The organism is Vibrio misgurnus, from assembly GCF_029635775.1.
GTDB classification, from domain to species: domain Bacteria; phylum Pseudomonadota; class Gammaproteobacteria; order Enterobacterales; family Vibrionaceae; genus Vibrio; species Vibrio chanodichtyis.
In genome coordinates, this window is record NZ_CP113241.1 from 1,831,007 (window position 1) to 1,850,912 (window position 19,906).

The window sequence follows — 19,906 nt, forward strand, 5'->3', positions numbered from 1 at the left end:
GTGAATGCGATTGATTGCCTATAGTCAAAAATAAGTAACATTCACGCGTGATAATACACCTAAACAACTTGGGGTTGCAGGTAGGCGGCAAGTGAGTAAGTCCTCATGAGCATAGACAAACTATGTGATTGGAGTGAACGAACCTAGCCAACACCATTGCAGCTTAAAGTAGGAAGGGTACACACGGATTGTAGGTTCCACCCCCTAAGGGGTTGGTTTTTTATCTCAGTAAGCAGTAGGAGGGTGTTTTATGTTGCGACGTAAACGTCAAACAAAACTCCTGAACAAAACCGTATCAGCCAATCGTCGCCGCCGTATGTTAGCCAACAGCAAGAAAAAACTGCTGGCTCGTCACCGCGCTTTCGTACAACTGATCGAAGCGTAATGTGCTCGAAAAGTAATATTCTTAAAACTTAATAGCTCGTATGGCAAACATCACTCGATGTTTGCCAAAGATTCACAGCTCCAATGACCTTTGCGCCTTACGTTGGCTTTTGATCTCTTTACGGCGACGCTGGAAAAAAGCTTGCAACTGAGCGCGACATTCTGACTCCAGCAGTCCCTTTTCAACCGTCGCATAATGGTATGCCGCTTGGCTGCTAAACAGATCCATCACCGTCCCCGCCGCTCCCGCTTTCAAATCCGGTGCACCATACACCACCCGTTTCACTCGGCTATGTAATAAGGCTCCGGCACACATTGGGCAAGGTTCTAGCGTGACATATAAGGTGGTATCGAGCAGTCGATAGTTATTGAGCACCACTCCTGCTTTGCGGATCGCATCAATTTCAGCGTGTGCTGTCGCATCATGCTGCGTAATCGAACCGTTCCAACCTTCTGCAATAATCTCACCATCACGCACTAATACTGCCCCAACCGGAACTTCACCCTGTTGCTCGGCATGTTCGGCTAATGCGATAGCTCGACGCATAAATTGTTCATCTTGAGCAGAAAATAGTGACTCGGACACAAACCTACTCCGGCGTGAATTGAAAACGCTGATTCTAGCTGAGATTGCTGACAAAACGAAAGCCAGCGTAGCAAAAAGCCCACTCAATTGAGTGGGCTTGGCTTAGAGAATATTTCGCGCTTACATGCTGTAGCTTACATGGTGTAAGTGTAAGGCGCTTGGATACCAAGAGGAATACCAACCGCCCAGTAAGCAAGCAGGAACAATGACCAACCAATCAGCATCGCAATTGAGTAAGGCATCATGATCGAAGCCAAAGTACCAATACCGGTCGATTTCACATAGCGTTGGCAGTACACCACCACCAGTGGGAAGAACACCATCAAAGGTGAAATGATGTTAGATACAGAATCGCCCACGCGGTACGCTGCTTGAGAAAGCTCAGGAGAGATGCCAACCGCCATCAACATAGGCACAAGGATTGGACCAATCAGAGCCCATTTCGCAGAGGCAGAGCCCACCAACAAGTTGACCATTGCGGTCAGTAAAATCATCCCGACAATCGTCGCTTGACCTGGCAAGTTCATCGCTTTTAAGCCTTCCGCACCATACAGGGCAAGCATAGTACCAATGTTCGATTGACCGAATGCCGAAAGGAACTGCGCACAGAAAAACGACATCACAATATAAGCGCCCATGGTCGACATGGTGCCAGACATGGCTTTAATCACATCATTGCTGTTTTTAAACGTGCCAGCCACGCGGCCGTAAACGATACCAGGAATGATAAATAGGATAAAAATCAGTGGCACAATTGATTTCATAATCGGCGCACTGAACGCGGTGATTTGACCGTCTGGTGAACGCAGAGCTGAATTTTCAGGCCATACCGCAGCCACCAACAGCGCAAGACCGGCAACCATCGCCCAACCTGCGTAGCGGAACGCTTTAGATTCAATTGGCGTAAAAGAGCCAAGATCCGGAGCGGATTCAGCGTCCTCATCGACTTTGGTTGCCGCTAAACGTGGCTCAATCACTTTATCGGTAACATACCAACCAATCGCGACAATGATGATCGATGAAAGACCCGTGAAATAGATATTCGCCAATGGGTTAACTTGGTAAGACTGATCCAACACTTGCGCTGCAGTTTGGGTAAAACCGGCCAGCAGAGGATCAATTCCAGATGGAATAAAGTTAGCCGAGAAGCCGCCTGAAACCCCAGCAAAAGCCGCAGCAATCCCCGCCAACGGATGACGACCCGCCGCATGGAAGATAATCCCGCCTAATGGAATAACCAGTACATAACCCGCATCCGCCGCGGTATGCGACACAATCGCCACCAAAATCAGCATTGGGGTTAGCAGTTTTAACGGCGTAACATTGAGCATTTTCTTCAGGCCAGTGGTAATAAACCCAGAAGAGTCCGCCACACCGACCCCAAGCATCGCCACTAATACAATGCCAAGCGGCGCAAAACTGGTAAAGGTAGTCACCATATTGGCAAGAAAGTGCGCCAGAGATTCACCGGTAAGTAAATTGTTGATTTCGAGTGCTTGACCGGTACGTGGGTTAATTAAATCAAAGCTCAGGTTCGACAGCAGCGCTGAAGAGACCCAAATGATGATCAAAGCCCAAAAGAAAAGAATTGCCGGATCAGGGATTTTGTTTCCCGCCCGTTCAATAAAGTTTAAAAAGCGATCCATGCCACTCACTTTAGTGGATGTCGCTTGGTTGGTAGTGTGGTTACTCATAGTAAATTCCGTAATGTGATGTTGCTGCGTGAGGCCCTACTTATTCGACCTTCTGTTGCCGTTTCAAGTTTCCGTGTGCAGGAGATCAATCCGTCACCGTGAAACGGTAATTTTTCGTCCGACATTGTATAGAAACCGCTAACTTAAAGCACAGGATTCGTTATTTTTTTACATAGTTAGAGACATATTTTGCAAAAAAGCAAAAATAAAGACACGGATAGCAAACATTACAGAGAAAACAATAGATACATTTTCGCAACCAATGTGCAAAACTAAGGTGGCAGAAATCTCAATCTCGCCGATCGATTCAAGCTCTCATGACAAGGCGAGCAGAGTAGAGATGGCGGATTAGTCGAATTCGCTGTGTTGTGAAATCATGGTGTGCAGCGTCACCGATTGAGCGGTACCATGCCGATCTTGCCAGCGCGCTTCAATCTCAATACTTTTTAACTCACCCGCCAGTTCTACGGCAGGCACCGACCAAGACAAATGATAAAGCGGATGTGAGAGATCCTGCCCAGCAACAATACTGCTAGCAAAATCAGCGCTCGGCAGCGCAGCGCTGACAGAAGAAGAGCCACGAGTACGAAACCACTCTAATTTCTGCTCGGCAAGATTTAATGCCGCGACGCTGTGCAGGGCATAATCGGCCCGCTGCTCAATATAGGTTTGCAGTTTGACTAGCCCGAGTGCACCGACGCCAATCAACACAAAAGAGATCATGACTTCAATTAAGTTAAAACCTGCTTGCTTATTGCGCATACCAACTTCCTTGTTGCCAACGGATATTATTCAGGCCAGAGGTTGGGCGTTTACTGGAGTTAAATGACAGCTCCATGGCTCCTGCGATAGAAACGCCTAAGCCATCACTATCAAACCCGTACCCACCAGTTGCTTTAAAAGAGCCAGCATCAACATAGACAGTCTTACCTTCTTTATTATCTTTATTAATATATTGTTCGGCACCTTGTAATACGGTTGGAACATTGGCGATATGACCATTTCCCATATCGACTTTATCGTAAAACATCGACTGCCAGAAACTATCTATATTCTCTGGTGAAAACTGCTCTTGCGTATTATCAACCAAATGAAATATCGAACCCTCTAATACAGTAGAACCAAAATTGGCAAACATGCCATTTTCAATCACCAAGGTGTTATTTTCTTTTTTATTTAAAGTAAATGATTCGGTTAAAATACAATTCCCGGTCACCCATACTTGATCGACAAGATCCAAGGCATTTTTAATTAATTGCCCACATTGCTTAGCTTGAACATTATCAGAAATATTTATTTTTCCTGCCGTAGGAAAACTATCTTTAACCTTGGCAATATTTTCTGGTGTTTTTTTATAGCCAAAAAATGATTCAAATGGATCAATTTTATTATCATGTACAAAATCATCTTTTAATTCAGAATCGGAATTGTCAGGATTATCCGTTTTAGTTTTAGAGGCATGGCCGGTTAAATACACATCGGTGATGGTATTTTGCGTACAACTCCCCGCGGGTGAACCAGCATATAAACTATTTTCTTTGATGCCTTCGGTTTGATACTTAGCGCTGGGGCTGCCTTGCAGGGTGTAGCTGTATTTATAAGTGATCGATACACACTCATATTCACCATCTTCATTTATGCCACCCTTTGCATCGGGATTAACTTGTAAATCGCCGTAAGTGGTTAACCTCGATGTGGTTTGAATCGCCCCTTTACTGCTATTATTGTGCATGGTGAAGATTTTACTCAACTGCGTCCAACCATTGTGGGATTTAGCATTAATTTGATAGCGACCATCAGCGAAATCAGTAATATTTAACTGACTAAGATTTAAGGCATCTTTACAGATCTGATTAAGCTGACCATGATCAATCGGAGTAAGCTTATCAATGGTTGATATATTTTGCTTAACGTAAGTAAATAAACATTCGAGTCCACCTTCTGCTTGCCAATGTTGCTGGCGAGCCGTCACTTCATTCTGAGCACGCTTAATTTGATAAAATAAATTTTTATAGGAACCTAAGGTCACCACTAACGCTGCCGACAACAAGATTGAGGTAATCAGTAAAGTCGTCATACCTTGTTGATATTTAGCTCTCATTGCCAATTCCTTTGCTGAATCGTTAATCCAATGGTATGCGAAATAGTCGGGTCATTTTTTAATTCAGCCGCCATCGTAATAGCAAGCAAAGCACTATCCACCGAAGCACCTTGCAGTAATGAATGGCTGACATCAAATTGAACCACTTTAATTTGGCTCGGCATAAAAAGATCGAAACATCCACTCGCAACGCTTGCAATATCTAGAGGTAACGGGGTTTCATTTTGGCAATATTGCAACATATGATTATTTAATCGATATACGGTATTGCTCACCGAGCTTGAGCTTGATCGGTAAACATAGCCAATTTGATTCGCTTGATGGTAAAGCACCGAGCTCGCTCCAGATAGCATCAACGAGTAGGTTTCTATGCCAGCAAAACCCGCACGCTGAATATCTTCTTTCATCTGCTGCATCACGCCGCTCATTTGCTGTTGCAGCATAATCTGTTTACTACGCTGGGCCGCCGTTTTTTGGTTAGCCAAAAAAACACCGCCGATGATACCAAGTGCGATCACTCCAATTAATGCGGCAATCATAAACTCAATCAAGCTATTGCCTTGATATTTAGCATTTTTCAAAGCCATATTTTGCCTTATTGTCAGCACAGACTCGGATACGTCCCGCCCGATTATGCACAATCACTTTAATCGGATTGGCATCCAATTCCGTTTGTTTAAGCACCATACTGCCGGCAGTTTGAGGATTGCCCATCACCGGATCAAATTTGAGATTCGTTAAGGTACCAGAACTCGATACCAGCACATTGCGATAGCGCGCACCTTGCAATACCGCCAACGTAGTGTGCTCGGTAATATCAGCGGCGGCCTCTACACTGGCTAAGCGCAATGTCCAATCACCACTTGCAGAAGGTAAGCCTTGCATGTGTACCCACAAATTTTGATTTCTCAATACCGCTTCTGATTTCGCTTGGATCAAAAAACCTTGTAACTCATTGGCTAAATTAACCATTTTGCTCTGTTGGCTAATTTGCGAAAAATTGGGGGCTGCAAACAGCAGCAGTGTAGTAAGCACGGCTACGGTGATCAGTAGCTCAAGTAAGGTAAAGCCGCGATGCATTTCCCAAAATCCTTTGCAAGCTGTGAGAAGAGGATGAATCAACTTGCATAGATGCTAACAGCTATCAACAATGGCGTTGTTTGATAAAGAGAACTAATGGAAATGATTCGAAAATTTTTCTGCAAGCCAAGGTTAGTCTGGCAACAAGGTATGACCTTGATCGAATTAATGATCGCGGTAGTGATAGTCGGAATACTCGCGGGCATCGCTTATCCCGCTTATACCGACTACGTCAAAGAAGGGCATCGTAAGCAGGCGCTCGCCGATATGGCCAAGATTCAACTCTATTTAGAAGAAAAATATAACCATGGCTATACGGATGCCGCTGCGGGCATCGTTGATGGCAATAAGCAATGTGGCACCTTCTGCGCGGTGGATATAACACGCTATAAAATTGAAGTACTGGCTGACGATAAGAGCTACACGATCAAAGCCATACCGCAAAAAGACAAAGGGCAAACCAGCGATCAATGTGGCGCTCAAACTTATCAAGAGATCACCCTTAATCACCAAGGGGAAACCACTCCGATTGCCTGCTGGAACTGATGATTGTCTATTGAAAGGATGTTTGAGCTGTGGCACATCTCTGGTCAAAAAGCACAAAAGACCAGCAAGCTGGTCTTTTGTCTTTCTTGATTACCGATTGAAGCGTTGATTAACTGGTTAGGTCATCAAAAAACTTCTTCACACCATTAAAGAAGCCTTCGGCTTTCGGTTTATGTTTGGTGGCCGCTTCGCCACCACAGGACTCTTCAAACTCTTTCAGCAGCTCTTTCTGGCGCGCACTTAAGTTAACCGGGGTTTCTACCACCAATTTAACAATCAGATCGCCAAACGCAGCCGAGCGAACACCTTTCACTCCTTTGCCACGCATACGGAACATACGGCCAGTTTGGGTTTCAGTCGGCACTTTCAAGCTCACACGGCCATCGAGCGTTGGTACTTCAACTTCACCACCAAGCGCGGCCATCGCAAAGCTGACCGGCACTTCACAGTACAAGTTATTGCCATCACGCTCAAAAATATGATGCTCTTTAACATGCACTTGTACGTACAAATCACCGGCTGGTGCACCCATTTCTCCGGCTTCACCTTCGCCCGCCAGACGAATGCGATCACCCGTATCCACCCCTGCCGGAATTTTCACATTCAGAGTCTTGTTCTTCTGTTTGCGGCCTTGACCGTGGCAAACATGACAAGGCTCTTTAATGATCTTGCCTTTACCATGACAGGTTGGACAGGTTTGCTGCACCGCAAAGAAACCTTGGCGCATTTGCACTTGGCCGTGGCCATGACAAGTACCACAAGTTTGAGCTGAGGTGCCTTTTTTCGCGCCAGAGCCTTCACAAGTATCACAATGCACTAACGTCGGAACTTCAATCTCTTTCGAGCAGCCACGCACCGCTTCTTCGAGGCTCAATTCCATGTTGTAACGTAGATCGGAGCCGCGCTGCGCTCTTGGACCGCCGCCACGGCGACCGCCACCAAAGATATCGCCAAAGACGTCACCAAAAATATCGCCAAAATCAGCGCCGCCGCCACCGCCGCCAAAACCACCAGCGCCTTGTTCAAACGCCGCATGGCCATATTGATCATAAGCGGCTTTCTTCTGGCCATCGGTCAGAATTTCATACGCTTCTTTCACTTCTTTAAACTTTTCCGCCGCACCGGCATCACCCGAGTTACGGTCCGGGTGGTATTTCATCGCAAGGCGTTTATAGGCCTTTTTAATATCACGCTCGGAGGCGTCACGGCCTACGCCTAGTACTTCGTAAAAATCACGTTTTGACATGTTCTCAGTCACCAATTTATTACTGTCAGCGGCTACGCCGCTCGGTGGGTATCGATATAGATAAGGGAGATCTGATGCCTTTATCTGTAGCGACACTCATTAAACAGACGGGCGTAAGAGTTGCCTCAAACGCCCGCGATAAAGTTCAATAAGAGTCAGTGAATCCGCACCCACTCAGGGTGCGAAAGCACGTCATTATTTCTTATCGTCGTTCACTTCTTCAAACTCAGCGTCAACCACGTCATCTTCTGGCGCTGAAGACTGACCCGCGTTGCCACCTTGGGCTTGAGCTTGTTGTTGGGCAATTTCCATCAGCTTCTGTGCCGCTGCCATCAAAGCTTGTACTTTGGCATCGATTTCTGCTTTGTCTTCGCCTTTTTTCGCAATTTCCAGCTCACCGATCGCCGCTTCAATCTTGGCTTTATCATCCGCTGGCAAAGCTTCACCTGCTTCAGTGATCTGCTTACGCGTTGCGTGGATCATCTGGTCAGCTTGGTTACGCGCAGTCGCTAACTCTTCGAACATTTTGTCCGCTTCTTTGTTGGCTTCCGCTTCTTGAACCATTTTTTCGATTTCAGCATCGCTCAGGCCACCAGAAGCTTGAATGGTGATCTTCTGCTCTTTGCCGGTTTGTTTATCTTTGGCTGAAACGTGCAGAATACCATCCGCATCCAAGTCAAAAATAACTTCGATTTGTGGCATACCACGTGGCGCAGCATTAATGCCTTCTAGGTTAAATTGACCCAGCGATTTGTTGTATGTCGCTTGCTTACGCTCACCTTGCAGTACATGGATAGTTACTGCGCTTTGGTTATCTTCCGCCGTAGAGAACACTTGGTTCGCTTTGGTTGGGATGGTGGTGTTTTTCTCGATGAGTTTGGTCATCACACCGCCCATGGTTTCGATACCCAGTGAAAGTGGAGTCACGTCTAACAGCAGAACGTCTTTCACATCACCAGCCAAAACGCCGCCTTGTACTGCTGCACCAACGGCAACCGCTTCATCAGGGTTAACATCTTTACGTGGCTCTTTACCAAAGAATTCAGCAACTTTCTTCTGAACCATTGGCATACGAGTTTGACCACCAACCAGAATCACATCATTGATGTCATTAACAGATAGACCAGCATCTGCCAGTGCAACTTTCAATGGATCCAGTGAGCGTTGTACCAGATCTTCAACCAACGCTTCCAATTTAGCACGGGTCACTTTGATGTTCATGTGCTTAGGACCGGTTGCATCAGCGGTGATGTATGGCAAGTTAACATCGGTTTGTTGTGCAGAAGAGAGTTCGATCTTCGCTTTCTCTGCCGCTTCTTTCAGACGTTGCATTGCCAGTGGATCGTTACGCAGGTCGATGCCTTGTTCTTTTTTGAACTCGTCAACCAGATAGTTGATCATGCGGTTGTCAAAGTCTTCACCACCTAAGTGAGTGTCACCATTGGTTGACAGAACTTCGAAAGTTTTCTCGCCTTCAACTTCATCGATTTCGATGATAGAGATATCGAATGTACCACCACCTAAGTCATACACAGCGATAGTGCGATCGCCGCCTTGCTTGTCTAGACCGTAAGCCAGCGCTGCTGCTGTTGGTTCGTTGATGATACGTTTCACTTCCAGACCCGCAATACGGCCAGCGTCTTTGGTCGCTTGGCGTTGCGCATCGTTAAAGTAAGCCGGTACAGTAATAACCGCTGCGGTCACTGGTTCACCGAGGAAATCTTCCGCGGTTTTCTTCATTTTTTTCAAAATTTCAGCCGATACTTGAGGCGCAGCCATTTTTTGGCCTCGTGCTTCAACCCAAGCATCACCGTTATCTGCCTTAACGATTTTGTAAGGCATAATTTTGAGATCGCGCTGCACTTCTTCGTCTTCAAAACGACGACCGATCAGGCGTTTGATAGCAAATAGCGTATTTTGTGGGTTAGTAACCGCTTGACGTTTGGCAGGTTGGCCTACCAGCGTTTCGCCATCTGTATAACCAATTACCGAAGGTGTTGTACGCTCACCCTCTGCGTTTTCGATTACGCGAGGTTTATCGCCATCCAATACCGCAACACATGAGTTTGTAGTACCTAAGTCAATACCAATGATCTTACCCATCAGGCTATCTCCAAAAAAATTCTATGTTCGATTTGTCTATCCCCTATATGGGGATGGAGAATGGGGTTTCAACCCCTACTCACAAACCAAAACGGGCTTGTTTGCTTCTCGTATGCCCCTTAAATAAGGTCTTCAAACACCATTTCAAGGGCAAAAATGAAAAAAAATCCGATTTATGGGCTTTTTCAGCATAAATCGGTGATTGGCATAAAAAAGCGAAGCCACTGGCTTCGCTGGTTCACGCACATGGTGAGTATTATTTCGCGACCATAACCATCGCAGGACGCACCACGCGACCATTTAGTTCATAGCCTTTTTGCATCACAAACATCACCGTGTTTGAATCATGCTCGGCACTTTCTTGAATTGACATCGCTTGATGGAACTCTGGATTAAACGTTTCACCGTGCGGATTAATCTCTTTCAAGCCAAACTTCGCGATGGTATCAACGAACGTTTTATGGGTGAGCTCAACCCCTTCCAGCAGCGGTTTCACTGCTTCAACCGCACCATCTGCCGCTTGAATCGCACGCTCAAGGTTATCAATCACCGGTAGCAACTCTTCAGCAAAACGACTCAGTGCGAATTTACGCGCTTTATCCACTTCTTGCTCGCTGCGGCGACGCATATTTTCTACTTCAGCACGCGCACGCAGAGCGTGATCTTGTTGCTCTTTAACTCGCTCTTCACTCACCAGCAAAGCCGCTTCTAATTGAGCGATTTTCGCTGCTTGTTCATCCATCTCTTCAGGATTCCAGTCGATATCGGCATCTGTGCCTACTACTTCTGCATCTGTTGCAAGCGCGTCTTGCGGCAGTTGCTCGTCTTGGTTTTTGATCTCTTGGTTGCTCATGATATCTCCAAAATTCACTTGATACTGGCTAGGAGGCATTGTCTCAGCCCGGATTGCCTAGCACAAAAATTCGCATAAAAGCACAACTTGCCCTTATTATGGGGACGATGAATTCTGATTCAAGCCTAAATCGGTTGGAAACCTTATGAAAAAGCCATTCAACGTGCTGGCCATCATCGGCAAACCGCGTGATCAACAAGCGATTCAAACGCATAAAGACATTTATCACTGGCTGACCGCGCTCGGTTATACCGTGTTGATTGATGATCGTTTACAGGAAATTTTGCCCGATTTACCGGCAGAACATTTTGCGAGCTTAATTGCGCTTGGTCAGCAGGCGGATCTCGCCATCGTGGTCGGTGGTGATGGCAACATGCTCGGTGCTGCGCGGGTATTATCCCGTTTTGATATCGCCGTGATTGGCGTCAACCGCGGTAATTTAGGCTTTTTAACCGATCTCAATCCGGAAGATTTTCAACGCCGCCTACAGCAAGTGCTTGATGGTCATTATTGGCAAGAAACCCGCTTTTTGTTAGAAGCGGAGATCCATCGCCATGGCCAAATCAAAAGCCATAATGCCGCCTTAAATGAAGCGGTATTACATCCAGGCAAAATCGCACATATGATTGAATTTGAAGTTTATATTGATGATAACTTCGCTTTTTCACAGCGCTCCGATGGTTTAATTGTGTCGACGCCAACCGGATCGACCGCTTATTCGCTTTCCGGTGGTGGCCCGATCCTGTCCCCAAGCCTGAATGCCATCACACTGGTGCCAATGTTTCCCCATACCCTTTCCTGCCGCCCTTTGGTGGTTGATGGCAATCGCCGAATTAAACTGGTGGTGTCACCGGAAAACCGCGGTATCCAAGAAGTCAGTTGTGATGGGCAAGTGTCGCTTCCGGTTTCTCCCGGCGATGAAATTCATATTTATCAAAGTCCCAATCTACTCAAACTGATCCATCCTGAAGACTACAGCTACTACCATGTGCTGCGTACTAAACTCGGCTGGTCGAGTAAGCTGTTTTGATATTGCTCACAGGATAGTGACAATCAATAAAAAAATTCACCTGCGTGACTTTACTGTATAAAGAAACAGTATAAACTGTTTCTTTATACAGTATTGGTTAATCATACAGGTGCAAACATGCTGGCTCACTTGAGTATCAATAACTTCGCGATTGTTAAATCGCTACAACTTGAACTATCCAAAGGAATGACCACCATTACCGGTGAAACCGGCGCAGGCAAATCGATTGCGATTGATGCGCTAGGTTTATGCTTAGGAGGACGCGCTGAAGCCAGCATGGTGCGCCAAGGTGAAGATAAAACCGAAGTCTGTGCTGCTTTTCATCTCGATAACAACCTGCTTGCCAGTCGCTGGCTAGAAGATAATGAATTATTAGAGGGCAAAGAGTGCATTCTACGCCGCATCATTAGCAAAGATGGCCGCTCAAAAGCCTTTATCAATGGCAGCCCAGTGCCATTATCACAGCTCAAAACACTCGGACAATTGCTGATTAATGTGCATGGTCAGCACGCACACCAGCAACTGATGAAGCCCGAATACCAACTCACCATGCTCGACCAATACGCAGGCCATGCGGATTTACTCAAAACCACGCGCCACACCTACCAAAATTGGCGGCAGGCCAACAACCAACTCAAGCAATTGCGCGAAAACAGCCAGCAAAATCAAGCTCAATTACAGCTTTTAGAATACCAAATTAAAGAACTCAGCGAGTTAGCACTTGGCGAACAAGAATTTATTGAGCTAGAGCAAGAGCATAAACGGCTGACCAACAGTGGCGATCTGGCACTCAATTGCCAACGCGCGATTGAGCTATTAAATGAAGGTGAAGAAATCAATGCGTTAAGCTTATTGCAAACCGTGAGCCAAACATTGACCGATTTGGCCGATATGGACAGCAAACTCAGTGGCCTACCTGCCATGCTGGCAGAAGCGCAAATCCAACTCGAAGAGACCTACCATGAACTGCGCCACTATTTGGATGGGATTGAGGTTGATCCCGAACAGATGGCCTATATCGAAGAGCGCTATTCCAAAGTAATGTCACTAGCACGTAAGCATCATGTACTACCAGAAGAGTTGTATCAACATCATCAAGCGTTACTGCAACAAATTGCTCGACTCGATTGTTCGGATGAAAAAATGGCGGCGCTGATCAGTGAAGTCGATGCACTATACCAAACGTTTATTACCGCAGCAGACAAACTGCATAAATCACGCACTCGCTACGCAAAAGAGCTAGATAAGTTGATTAGTCGTAGCATGCATGAATTGAGTATGGAGCAAGCGCAGTTCAAAATTGAAGTGCAGCAAGATAATGCCCACTCTTCACCGTTAGGTTTTGACGCCGTGACCTTCTTAGTCTCCACCAACCCAGGACAACCACTACAAGCGATCGCTAAAGTCGCTTCCGGTGGCGAACTGTCACGCATGTCACTGGCCATTCAAGTGATCACCGCGCAAAAAGTAGAAACACCAAGCCTAATTTTCGATGAGGTCGATGTTGGAATTTCCGGCCCCACCGCCGCCGTGGTCGGCAAAATGCTACGCAAGCTCGGCGAATCAACCCAAGTACTGTGTGTGACCCACTTACCGCAAGTAGCAGGGTGTGGTCACCACCAACTATTTGTCGCCAAACAAACCAAAGCTGGCAAAACTGAAACGCAAATGCTCAAATTGGATCACGAGCAACGGATTGCAGAACTCGCACGCCTACTTGGTGGCAGTCAAATCACCGAGTCAACCCTAGCGAATGCCAAGGAGTTACTGATCGCGGCCTAATGGCACCACTTATCGCCGGACTTTTTGTTCAGCTTTGCAACCAAACTCAAAATTCATAGTCTGAATAAGCTCAGAGTGCGATCGAGGTTTTTACATCTGCGCTGAGCTTGTTTATTATCAGCCAAGTTTTTAGCCCTGTGGGACAGAGAGTTTTAACAATGCAGTTTACTAAGTGGTTTATCGCCCTTCCTCTTGCCGTGACCGCCTTATCCGGCTGCTCTTTATTAGAGCGCTTGGTGTATCGAATCGATATCAATCAGGGTAACTACGTCGATCAACAGTCGGTGCAACAACTTAAATTTGGCATGAGCAAAGAACAAGTACGTTTTGTACTCGGTTCGCCAATGCTGATTGAAAATAGCTACCCAGATACCTGGTACTACATTTATCACCACACTCCAGGCCATAATGACTCGGTGCAGAAAAACCTGATCGTAAAATTTGATGATGGCAAACTGGTTAACGTGACAGGTGACTTCCCGACCGGTAAAGCCTTCTTCGAAGGCGTTAATTAAGACTTTCCGCGACATGATGTGCGGACAACTTGCTACGCAATAACATTAGGCAGGATCAGAAATAAAAGGCTTTGAACCGCCTTTTATTTTTGTATTGTTTGCCCCGCCGCCAGCTTGGCCTGTTCCGCGCGTTTACGACGGATCTCTTTCGGGTCAGCCAATAACGGACGATAAATCTCAATCCGATCTTTATCGCGAACCAGAGCGTCTAACTTCACATTACGACTAAAAATGCCCACTTTATTGACTGCCAAATCAATTTCAGGGTATTTCAATAACACACCAGAATGCTGAATAATCTCCTCAACCGTTGCCGATGGCTCAACATCTAACTTAACAACATGTTGCTCATGCGGTAGTGCATACACCACCTCAACCTGTAGCCTTTCACTGCTCATCATCACTCTCCATACACCTGTTTGGCTCGACGGGTAAATGCATTCACCATATTGCTGGTCAATTCGTTAAAAATTTTGCCAAATGCCAGCTCAATCATCTTGCTGGAAAATTCAAACTCTAAGCGCAGTTCCACCTTACAAGCGGCTTCATCTAAAGGGGTAAAAAACCACCCGCCACGCAAAGTTTTAAATGGCCCATCCACCAGACTCATTACAATCGCAGCACCTGGGGTTAATTGATTGGCGGTTGTAAACGTTTTGCCAATCCCCGCTTTGGCGACATCCACCGATGCCAACATATGACTCTCGCTCTGCTCTAATACACGAGAGCCAGAGCACCCCGGTAAAAACTCCGGATAGCGAGCCACATCATTGACCAAATGAAACATCTGCTCTGCACTAAACGCAACCAAGGCAGAACGACTGACTTGTTTCATTTTTACTCCTTACCACGACTCAGACTGCTTGCGAAAATGGATTGTACTTTCATCCCCCTAGCACCTCAAGCCATCCTCGATGACAGTACAAACGGTTTAAAGTTATCGCGCAACGATAAAAATACTGTTCTATGACATAGAAACTCTGTGATTGGGAGGCTTGAGTCAACACCCAGATAGCCGTATGCTACGGCAAACAAAAGCGTTTCCTAACCGCCGACCAATCCGTATAATGCGCCCACTATGACGAAAAAAAAATCCAATACCAAAGCGGGTAGCAACACTATCGCGCTGAACAAAAAAGCTCGCCACGAATACTTCATCGAAGATGAATTTGAAGCCGGCATGGAGCTGCAAGGCTGGGAAGTAAAATCACTTCGCCAAGGTAAAGCCAACATTGCCGAAAGCTACGTTTACATCAAAGATGGCCAAGCGTTTATTTCAGGTATGACCATCACGCCGTTGCAGCAAGCCTCAACTCACGTGATCGCCAACCCAACCCGTATCCGCAAGCTGCTACTTTCACGCCGCGAACTCGACAACCTGTTTGGTCGTATCAATCGTGAAGGGATGACGCTTACCGCATTGTCACTCTACTGGTCTCGTTCGTGGGTCAAAATCAAAATTGGCGTCGCGAAAGGTAAAAAACTGCACGATAAACGTGAAGATCTGAAAGAAAAAGAGTGGCAACGCCAAAAAGATCGAGTGATGAAAAGCGCATTGCGCTAATAATCACCACTTAAACAATGGGAGCTAGACAGAAGCATTGATTCTGGTACTATGCACCCGTTACCTCTGGGGCTGATTCAGGATTCGACGGGAATTTTGCAGTCTGAGGTGCATGCCGAGGTGCGGTAGGCCTCGTTAACAAACCGCAAAAAAATAGTCGCAAACGACGAAAACTACGCACTAGCAGCTTAATACCCTGCTCAGAGCCCTTCCTCCCTAGCTTCCGCTTGTAAGACGGGGAAATCAGGAAGGTCAAACCAAATCAAGCTGGCGTGGATTCCCCCACCTGAGGGATGAAGCGTAAGACCTAATTCAGGTTAGCCATTCGTTAGCGTGTCGGTTCGCAGGCGTTGGTGAAATTAAAGATCGACTAAGCATGTAGTACCAAAGATGAATGATTTTCGGACGCGGGTTCAACTCCCGCCAGCTCCACCAAATCATAGTTTAAAGACGTCTCAGGACGTCTTTTTTCTTACCTGCAATATATTAAAATCAACAACTTAGAATCAATTGGTATTTCAAGACATATCTCTACTTCTTTGATTTTTGGGTACACCACTGGGTACACTGATTTTAATGAGTTAATCTGATGTACCTAACATGGTAAAAATCACCACTCGTCTAACAGACAAAGATACCAAATCAGCTAAGCCCTGACTTTTAGTTACCATTGTAGTAACCATAGTTTTGTGTTCTTTATTATGGTTCCTAAACATACCGAGACCGTCAGATTGCAACTCATTGAGTAATAAAGATAAGAACGTTACAATTTGCAATCAATACTAGGGGCTTAAGTCTATGTCTATCGACTTCTACAATCAAAACGCACAGTTGTTTTTCTCTTCTACCGTAGAGGTCGATTCCTCCTCCCTACTCGAACGATTTGTACCTTATCTACCCGAAGGTGGTTTAGTGCTAGATGCAGGATGTGGCTCGGGGCGAGATAGTAAGCGACTGTTGGATATGGGCTTTCAGGTTGATGCTTTCGATGCTAGCGCCCCGTTGGCGGCTTTAGCCGAACAATTACTCAATCAAGCTGTCACGGTGGCAACTTTTACTCGCTTTACTAGCAATAAACACTATGACGGAATTTGGGCCTGCGCTTCCTTGCTACATGTGATGCGGGAGTCCCTACCAGAGACGTTTGCTCATTTGGCACAAATGCTCAAAAGTGGCGGTGCCTTTTATTGCTCATTTAAATATGGTCAGGATGAAATAGAGCGAGATAGTCGTCATTTCACCAACTGCAATGAAGCCCTTTTTAGCCAACTGATCTCCTCTTTACCCCTGACAATAGAGCAGCTTTGGGTTACGCAAGATCTCAGAGCGGGACGAAAAAACGAACAATGGCTCAATGCCATATTAATTAAGCGTTAAGTCATGAGTGATAAACAAAACTTGCTCTACTCTGGCCACAAGCTCTCTTCCGGTGGGGCGACGGATCCTCTTTTACCGAGACTAATCCAAGCCATTAATCATGCTAGTGAAATCGAAATTTCTGTCTCATTTATTCAACCATCTGGGCTGGATTTATTGTTTGATCCGCTTTTTGATGCTGTGCAATGCGGAGCTAAGGTCACGCTGCTGACATCGGATTACCTCTCCATCACTCATCCTGTGGCTCTGCGACGCCTCATGTTACTGACCGAGCGTGGAGCAGTGTGCCGAGTGTTTGAATGTGGTGAGCACAGTTTTCATATGAAATCGTACATTTTTGTACGTAGCAATCAGGAAGAAATCATCGAAGGTTGCGCATGGATTGGTTCTAACAATATCAGCCGCACAGCACTCGTCGCCAGTCATGAATGGGCATTACGCCATGATTTTGAACTGCCGAAAAGCTCTCACGCAGCCATTGAATTTGGTCATATCCGTCAACAATTTGCAGCTATCTTACATCATCCAAATAGCCAAGAATTAACTCATTCTTGGATTGATCATTACCTCGAACGTTATCAAAAAGCCAAACAGCAATACGGCACTGCAATGCTTGTCGATAGCCAAGAGATTCAACCCGAGCCACCCACGCCCAATCCGGTTCAAGTTGAGGCGCTCACCGCACTGAATGCCACTCGTGTCCAAGGCTTCTCTCGCGGTTTAGTGGTACTCGCAACCGGCATGGGCAAAACTTGGTTAGCTGCATTTGATGTACTGCAAACTCAATCAGAAAAAGTCTTATTTGTTGCTCATCGCGAAGAAATTCTCCTGCAAGCAGAAAAAACCTTTAGCCAGTTAATGCCAAATGCAAAAACGGGGCTGTATAACGGATCGATGCAAAATAGCGAAGCGAGTCTCCTGTTTGCTTCCGTCGCAACGCTAGGCAAACAAAATCACCTACAACGTTTTGCCGCCGATCACTTTGATTACATTGTGGTGGATGAATTTCATCATGCGGCAGCGAGAAGTTACCGAGATTTGCTCGCTTATTTTCAGCCAAAATTTCTGCTCGGTTTAACCGCAACTCCGGAACGTTCTGATCAAGCGGATATTCTCTCGCTTTGCGACAATAATTTGGTCTTTGAACGCAATCTCGTGCATGGCATTGATCAAAAAATTCTGGTGCCTTTTGATTATCACGGTATCTACGACCAAGGGATCAACTACCAAGAGATCCCATGGCGTAATGGTAAATTTGCCCCTGACTCACTCGATAATGCGCTAGCGACTCAACGTCGTGCTGAACACGTTTACCAACATTGGCAACAGAAAAAACAAACCCGCACACTGGCTTTTTGTGTTTCTAAAAAACACGCAGACTTTATGACCGAGTTCTATCTGAATAAGGGCGTTAAGGCGATTGCCGTTTACAGTGATTCCAAGGTTCGCCGCAACCAAGCGCTAAACTGGCTAGATTCAGGCAAAATTGACATCCTTTTCTCAGTTGATCTGTTTAATGAAGGCACCGATCTACCGGCTATTGATACGATTTTGATGATCCGCCCAACAGAATCTAAAATTCTTTTTTTGCAGCAGTTGGGGCGGGGATTGCGCCACAGCCTTGAAACCCACAAGAAAAAGCTGGTTGTTATTGATTTTATTGGTAATCATGACTCATTTTTAAATCGTCCGACGACACTCTACAACGTTGGTCATTTAACCGAAGCCTTAGCCAGACATCAGCAACAGCAACAGCAACAGCAAACATTACCTGATGGATGCCATGTTAATTTTGATTTGGCTCTACTCGACTTTTGGCACCAATTAACCAAAAAAATGCGTTTCTCGGTGCAAGAAGAGTATCAACAACTGGCGCATCAACTCGCACATAGACCAACCGCCAGTGAATTTTTCTATCATGGCGTTGAAATGAACAAAGTGCGACAACAAGCGCAAAGTTGGTTTCATTTGGTTGCTAGCCAAGAAAATGATCCAGAATTGAGCACCATGCTCACTCATTATGGTGATTTTCTACTCTATGGTATTGAAACCACCAGCATGACCAAATCGTTCAAAGCGATCTTGCTTGAAGCCCTGCTCGAACTTGATGGGCTACGTACACCACCAACTCTAGCCGCATTAGCTGAACGTAGCTATTTAGTTTTCGCTCGCCAACCAGATTTAATGGCTCAAGAATTAACGGAGAAGGCCAAACAATTTAAACCTACAGATAAAGGCTGGCTCAAATATTGGCAAGAAAATCCAATTAAAGCCTTTACTAACAATCGCACTAAAACCCCCACTTGGTTCACAATTGATGACCAACAGCGCTTTGTGGCTAGCTTTAACATCCGACATCAAGATCTCGCACGATTGCACGATTGCGTACAAGAACTGGTTGATCTGCGTTTGGCCGAATATGGTCAGCGCTCCAAACAAGATAAAGAAAACCTTGTTGCAGCGAAGACCAAAGCCCCCATCATTCCTCTCGTTGCCAAACCCAAAACGGCGGGCACACTCATCCCATTTTATCCAGAGCTTAAAATTGCCTGTGGTCACTTTAAGCACGGCTCTGAAGAGAATGCACAGCTCTACCTTGTCCCAGACGGTTATGGATTGCTCGATCCGACCCGCCATTTTATTGCTCCTGCTTCGGGTAACTCAATGAATGGCGGTAAAAACCCTATTGCAGATGGGGCGTTATTGCTGCTGGAATGGGTAACACCAAGCAGTGCTGGCTCTATCAGTAATCTCACCATAGCGATCGAAACTCAAGATGAGACTGGAGATAACCAGTACTTATTACGAGTAGTGCGTAAAATTGCGCCGAATCAATACGAACTACAAGCACAAAACCCTGATTATCCCAATATGCTAGCGACAGAGATGATGAAAACCTTTGCGAGATTGAAAGCCGTGATTACGCCATCAAATTAAAAAATATTCGGTGGATTGATATGCCCTGCCTACTTGAAGCTGCAGCGGTATTGGCTAGGTTCGTTCACCCCAATCACATCGTTTGTCTATGCTCATGGATACTCACTT

19 protein-coding genes and 1 other RNA gene are annotated in these 19,906 nt (G+C 45.9%); 9 read left to right on the forward strand and 11 right to left on the reverse strand.

Annotation, left to right across the window (positions count from 1 at the left end; genetic code table 11):
* Window positions 1–250 precede the first annotated feature (250 nt).
* Window positions 251–385, forward strand: coding sequence for a hypothetical protein (locus OOK74_RS08410; protein ID WP_274723536.1), 135 nt, complete (start codon window positions 251–253; stop codon window positions 383–385).
* Between the two features lie 72 nt (window positions 386–457).
* Here the strand turns inward: OOK74_RS08410 and tadA are convergent, their stop codons facing one another.
* The 6 genes from tadA to OOK74_RS08440 form a co-directional block, all read right to left on the reverse strand.
* Window positions 458–970, reverse strand: coding sequence for a tRNA adenosine(34) deaminase TadA (gene tadA / locus OOK74_RS08415; protein ID WP_274723537.1), 513 nt, complete (start codon window positions 968–970; stop codon window positions 458–460).
* 134 nt (window positions 971–1,104) lie between these two features.
* Window positions 1,105–2,664 carry an AbgT family transporter gene (locus tag OOK74_RS08420; protein ID WP_278182593.1) on the reverse strand — a complete coding sequence of 520 codons (1,560 nt, stop codon included), beginning with the start codon at window positions 2,662–2,664 and terminating at the stop codon, window positions 1,105–1,107.
* A gap of 348 nt (window positions 2,665–3,012) precedes the next feature.
* A complete protein-coding gene (locus OOK74_RS08425) occupies window positions 3,013–3,426 on the reverse strand; it encodes a type IV pilus modification PilV family protein (protein ID WP_278182594.1) in 414 nt (137 codons plus the stop codon).
* Window positions 3,416–4,765, reverse strand: a complete 1,350-nt coding sequence (locus OOK74_RS08430) for a hypothetical protein (RefSeq protein WP_278182595.1) — start codon at window positions 4,763–4,765, stop codon at window positions 3,416–3,418. Before OOK74_RS08430 ends, OOK74_RS08425 begins: the two co-directional genes overlap by 11 nt.
* Window positions 4,762–5,352 (reverse strand): pilus assembly protein PilW, encoded by a 591-nt coding sequence (locus OOK74_RS08435; protein ID WP_274723541.1) that lies wholly within the window; start codon window positions 5,350–5,352, stop codon window positions 4,762–4,764. The genes OOK74_RS08430 and OOK74_RS08435 overlap by 4 nt, the downstream gene beginning before the upstream one ends.
* Entirely contained in the window at window positions 5,333–5,845 is a 513-nt protein-coding gene (locus OOK74_RS08440) for a GspH/FimT family pseudopilin (RefSeq protein WP_274723542.1), read from the reverse strand. The genes OOK74_RS08435 and OOK74_RS08440 overlap by 20 nt, the downstream gene beginning before the upstream one ends.
* A gap of 96 nt (window positions 5,846–5,941) precedes the next feature.
* Between OOK74_RS08440 and OOK74_RS08445 the strand changes: the two genes are divergently transcribed.
* A complete protein-coding gene (locus OOK74_RS08445; protein WP_278182596.1) occupies window positions 5,942–6,391 on the forward strand; it encodes a type IV pilin protein in 450 nt (149 codons plus the stop codon).
* A gap of 109 nt (window positions 6,392–6,500) precedes the next feature.
* Here the strand turns inward: OOK74_RS08445 and dnaJ are convergent, their stop codons facing one another.
* From dnaJ to grpE, 3 genes are all read right to left on the reverse strand, one after another.
* Window positions 6,501–7,637 carry a molecular chaperone DnaJ gene (gene dnaJ, locus OOK74_RS08450; protein WP_278182597.1) on the reverse strand — a complete coding sequence of 379 codons (1,137 nt, stop codon included), beginning with the start codon at window positions 7,635–7,637 and terminating at the stop codon, window positions 6,501–6,503.
* Window positions 7,638–7,832: 195 nt separating this feature from the next.
* Window positions 7,833–9,740 (reverse strand): molecular chaperone DnaK, encoded by a 1,908-nt coding sequence (gene dnaK, locus OOK74_RS08455; RefSeq protein ID WP_278182598.1) that lies wholly within the window; start codon window positions 9,738–9,740, stop codon window positions 7,833–7,835.
* Between the two features lie 256 nt (window positions 9,741–9,996).
* Entirely contained in the window at window positions 9,997–10,593 is a 597-nt protein-coding gene (gene grpE, locus OOK74_RS08460) for a nucleotide exchange factor GrpE (RefSeq protein ID WP_166014530.1), read from the reverse strand.
* A gap of 145 nt (window positions 10,594–10,738) precedes the next feature.
* On the opposite strand from grpE, the gene nadK reads away from it, so the two are divergent.
* The 3 genes from nadK to bamE all read left to right on the forward strand — a co-directional run bounded on the left by nadK (window position 10,739) and on the right by bamE (window position 13,920).
* The gene (nadK, locus tag OOK74_RS08465) at window positions 10,739–11,623 is read left to right on the forward strand and encodes an NAD(+) kinase (protein WP_166014529.1); all 885 of its coding nucleotides are present in this window, start codon (window positions 10,739–10,741) and stop codon (window positions 11,621–11,623) included.
* 117 nt (window positions 11,624–11,740) lie between these two features.
* Complete coding sequence (gene recN, locus OOK74_RS08470; RefSeq protein ID WP_278182599.1) at window positions 11,741–13,405, forward strand: DNA repair protein RecN; 1,665 nt, start codon at window positions 11,741–11,743, stop codon at window positions 13,403–13,405.
* A gap of 158 nt (window positions 13,406–13,563) precedes the next feature.
* Entirely contained in the window at window positions 13,564–13,920 is a 357-nt protein-coding gene (gene bamE / locus OOK74_RS08475) for an outer membrane protein assembly factor BamE (RefSeq protein WP_274723547.1), read from the forward strand.
* An 83-nt stretch (window positions 13,921–14,003) separates the two neighbouring features.
* Here the strand turns inward: bamE and OOK74_RS08480 are convergent, their stop codons facing one another.
* Window positions 14,004–14,318 carry an RnfH family protein gene (locus tag OOK74_RS08480; RefSeq protein ID WP_278183262.1) on the reverse strand — a complete coding sequence of 105 codons (315 nt, stop codon included), beginning with the start codon at window positions 14,316–14,318 and terminating at the stop codon, window positions 14,004–14,006.
* Window positions 14,319–14,320: 2 nt separating this feature from the next.
* Window positions 14,321–14,755, reverse strand: a complete 435-nt coding sequence (locus OOK74_RS08485; protein ID WP_166014526.1) for an SRPBCC family protein — start codon at window positions 14,753–14,755, stop codon at window positions 14,321–14,323.
* Window positions 14,756–14,998: 243 nt separating this feature from the next.
* Here OOK74_RS08485 and smpB point away from each other — a divergent pair, with 243 nt between their 5' ends.
* The 4 genes from smpB to OOK74_RS08505 all read left to right on the forward strand — a co-directional run bounded on the left by smpB (window position 14,999) and on the right by OOK74_RS08505 (window position 19,798).
* Window positions 14,999–15,484, forward strand: coding sequence for an SsrA-binding protein SmpB (smpB, locus tag OOK74_RS08490; RefSeq protein WP_166014525.1), 486 nt, complete (start codon window positions 14,999–15,001; stop codon window positions 15,482–15,484).
* 68 nt (window positions 15,485–15,552) lie between these two features.
* Window positions 15,553–15,919: a transfer-messenger RNA gene (ssrA, locus tag OOK74_RS08495) on the forward strand.
* 363 nt (window positions 15,920–16,282) lie between these two features.
* Window positions 16,283–16,861 (forward strand): class I SAM-dependent methyltransferase, encoded by a 579-nt coding sequence (locus OOK74_RS08500; protein WP_278182600.1) that lies wholly within the window; start codon window positions 16,283–16,285, stop codon window positions 16,859–16,861.
* A 3-nt stretch (window positions 16,862–16,864) separates the two neighbouring features.
* A complete protein-coding gene (locus OOK74_RS08505) occupies window positions 16,865–19,798 on the forward strand; it encodes a DEAD/DEAH box helicase family protein (RefSeq protein ID WP_278182601.1) in 2,934 nt (977 codons plus the stop codon).
* The last annotated feature ends 108 nt before the right edge of the window (window positions 19,799–19,906 follow it).

Excerpts from the sequence above, each read along its gene's own strand:
- OOK74_RS08445 (WP_278182596.1), top strand. The coding sequence starts at position 5,942 with ATGGAAATGATTCGAAAATTTTTCTGCAAGCCAAGGTTAGTCTGGCAA.
- OOK74_RS08420 (WP_278182593.1), bottom strand. The coding sequence starts at position 2,664 with ATGAGTAACCACACTACCAACCAAGCGACATCCACTAAAGTGAGTGGC.
- OOK74_RS08485 (WP_166014526.1), bottom strand. The coding sequence starts at position 14,755 with ATGAAACAAGTCAGTCGTTCTGCCTTGGTTGCGTTTAGTGCAGAGCAG.
- dnaJ (WP_278182597.1), bottom strand. The coding sequence starts at position 7,637 with ATGTCAAAACGTGATTTTTACGAAGTACTAGGCGTAGGCCGTGACGCC.
- bamE (WP_274723547.1), top strand. The coding sequence starts at position 13,564 with ATGCAGTTTACTAAGTGGTTTATCGCCCTTCCTCTTGCCGTGACCGCC.
- OOK74_RS08425 (WP_278182594.1), bottom strand. The coding sequence starts at position 3,426 with ATGCGCAATAAGCAAGCAGGTTTTAACTTAATTGAAGTCATGATCTCT.
- recN (WP_278182599.1), top strand. The coding sequence starts at position 11,741 with ATGCTGGCTCACTTGAGTATCAATAACTTCGCGATTGTTAAATCGCTA.
- smpB (WP_166014525.1), top strand. The coding sequence starts at position 14,999 with ATGACGAAAAAAAAATCCAATACCAAAGCGGGTAGCAACACTATCGCG.
- OOK74_RS08440 (WP_274723542.1), bottom strand. The coding sequence starts at position 5,845 with ATGCATCGCGGCTTTACCTTACTTGAGCTACTGATCACCGTAGCCGTG.
- nadK (WP_166014529.1), top strand. The coding sequence starts at position 10,739 with ATGAAAAAGCCATTCAACGTGCTGGCCATCATCGGCAAACCGCGTGAT.
- OOK74_RS08430 (WP_278182595.1), bottom strand. The coding sequence starts at position 4,765 with ATGAGAGCTAAATATCAACAAGGTATGACGACTTTACTGATTACCTCA.
- OOK74_RS08505 (WP_278182601.1), top strand. The coding sequence starts at position 16,865 with ATGAGTGATAAACAAAACTTGCTCTACTCTGGCCACAAGCTCTCTTCC.
- OOK74_RS08500 (WP_278182600.1), top strand. The coding sequence starts at position 16,283 with ATGTCTATCGACTTCTACAATCAAAACGCACAGTTGTTTTTCTCTTCT.
- grpE (WP_166014530.1), bottom strand. The coding sequence starts at position 10,593 with ATGAGCAACCAAGAGATCAAAAACCAAGACGAGCAACTGCCGCAAGAC.
- OOK74_RS08480 (WP_278183262.1), bottom strand. The coding sequence starts at position 14,318 with ATGAGCAGTGAAAGGCTACAGGTTGAGGTGGTGTATGCACTACCGCAT.
- OOK74_RS08410 (WP_274723536.1), top strand. The coding sequence starts at position 251 with ATGTTGCGACGTAAACGTCAAACAAAACTCCTGAACAAAACCGTATCA.
- dnaK (WP_278182598.1), bottom strand. The coding sequence starts at position 9,740 with ATGGGTAAGATCATTGGTATTGACTTAGGTACTACAAACTCATGTGTT.
- OOK74_RS08435 (WP_274723541.1), bottom strand. The coding sequence starts at position 5,352 with ATGGCTTTGAAAAATGCTAAATATCAAGGCAATAGCTTGATTGAGTTT.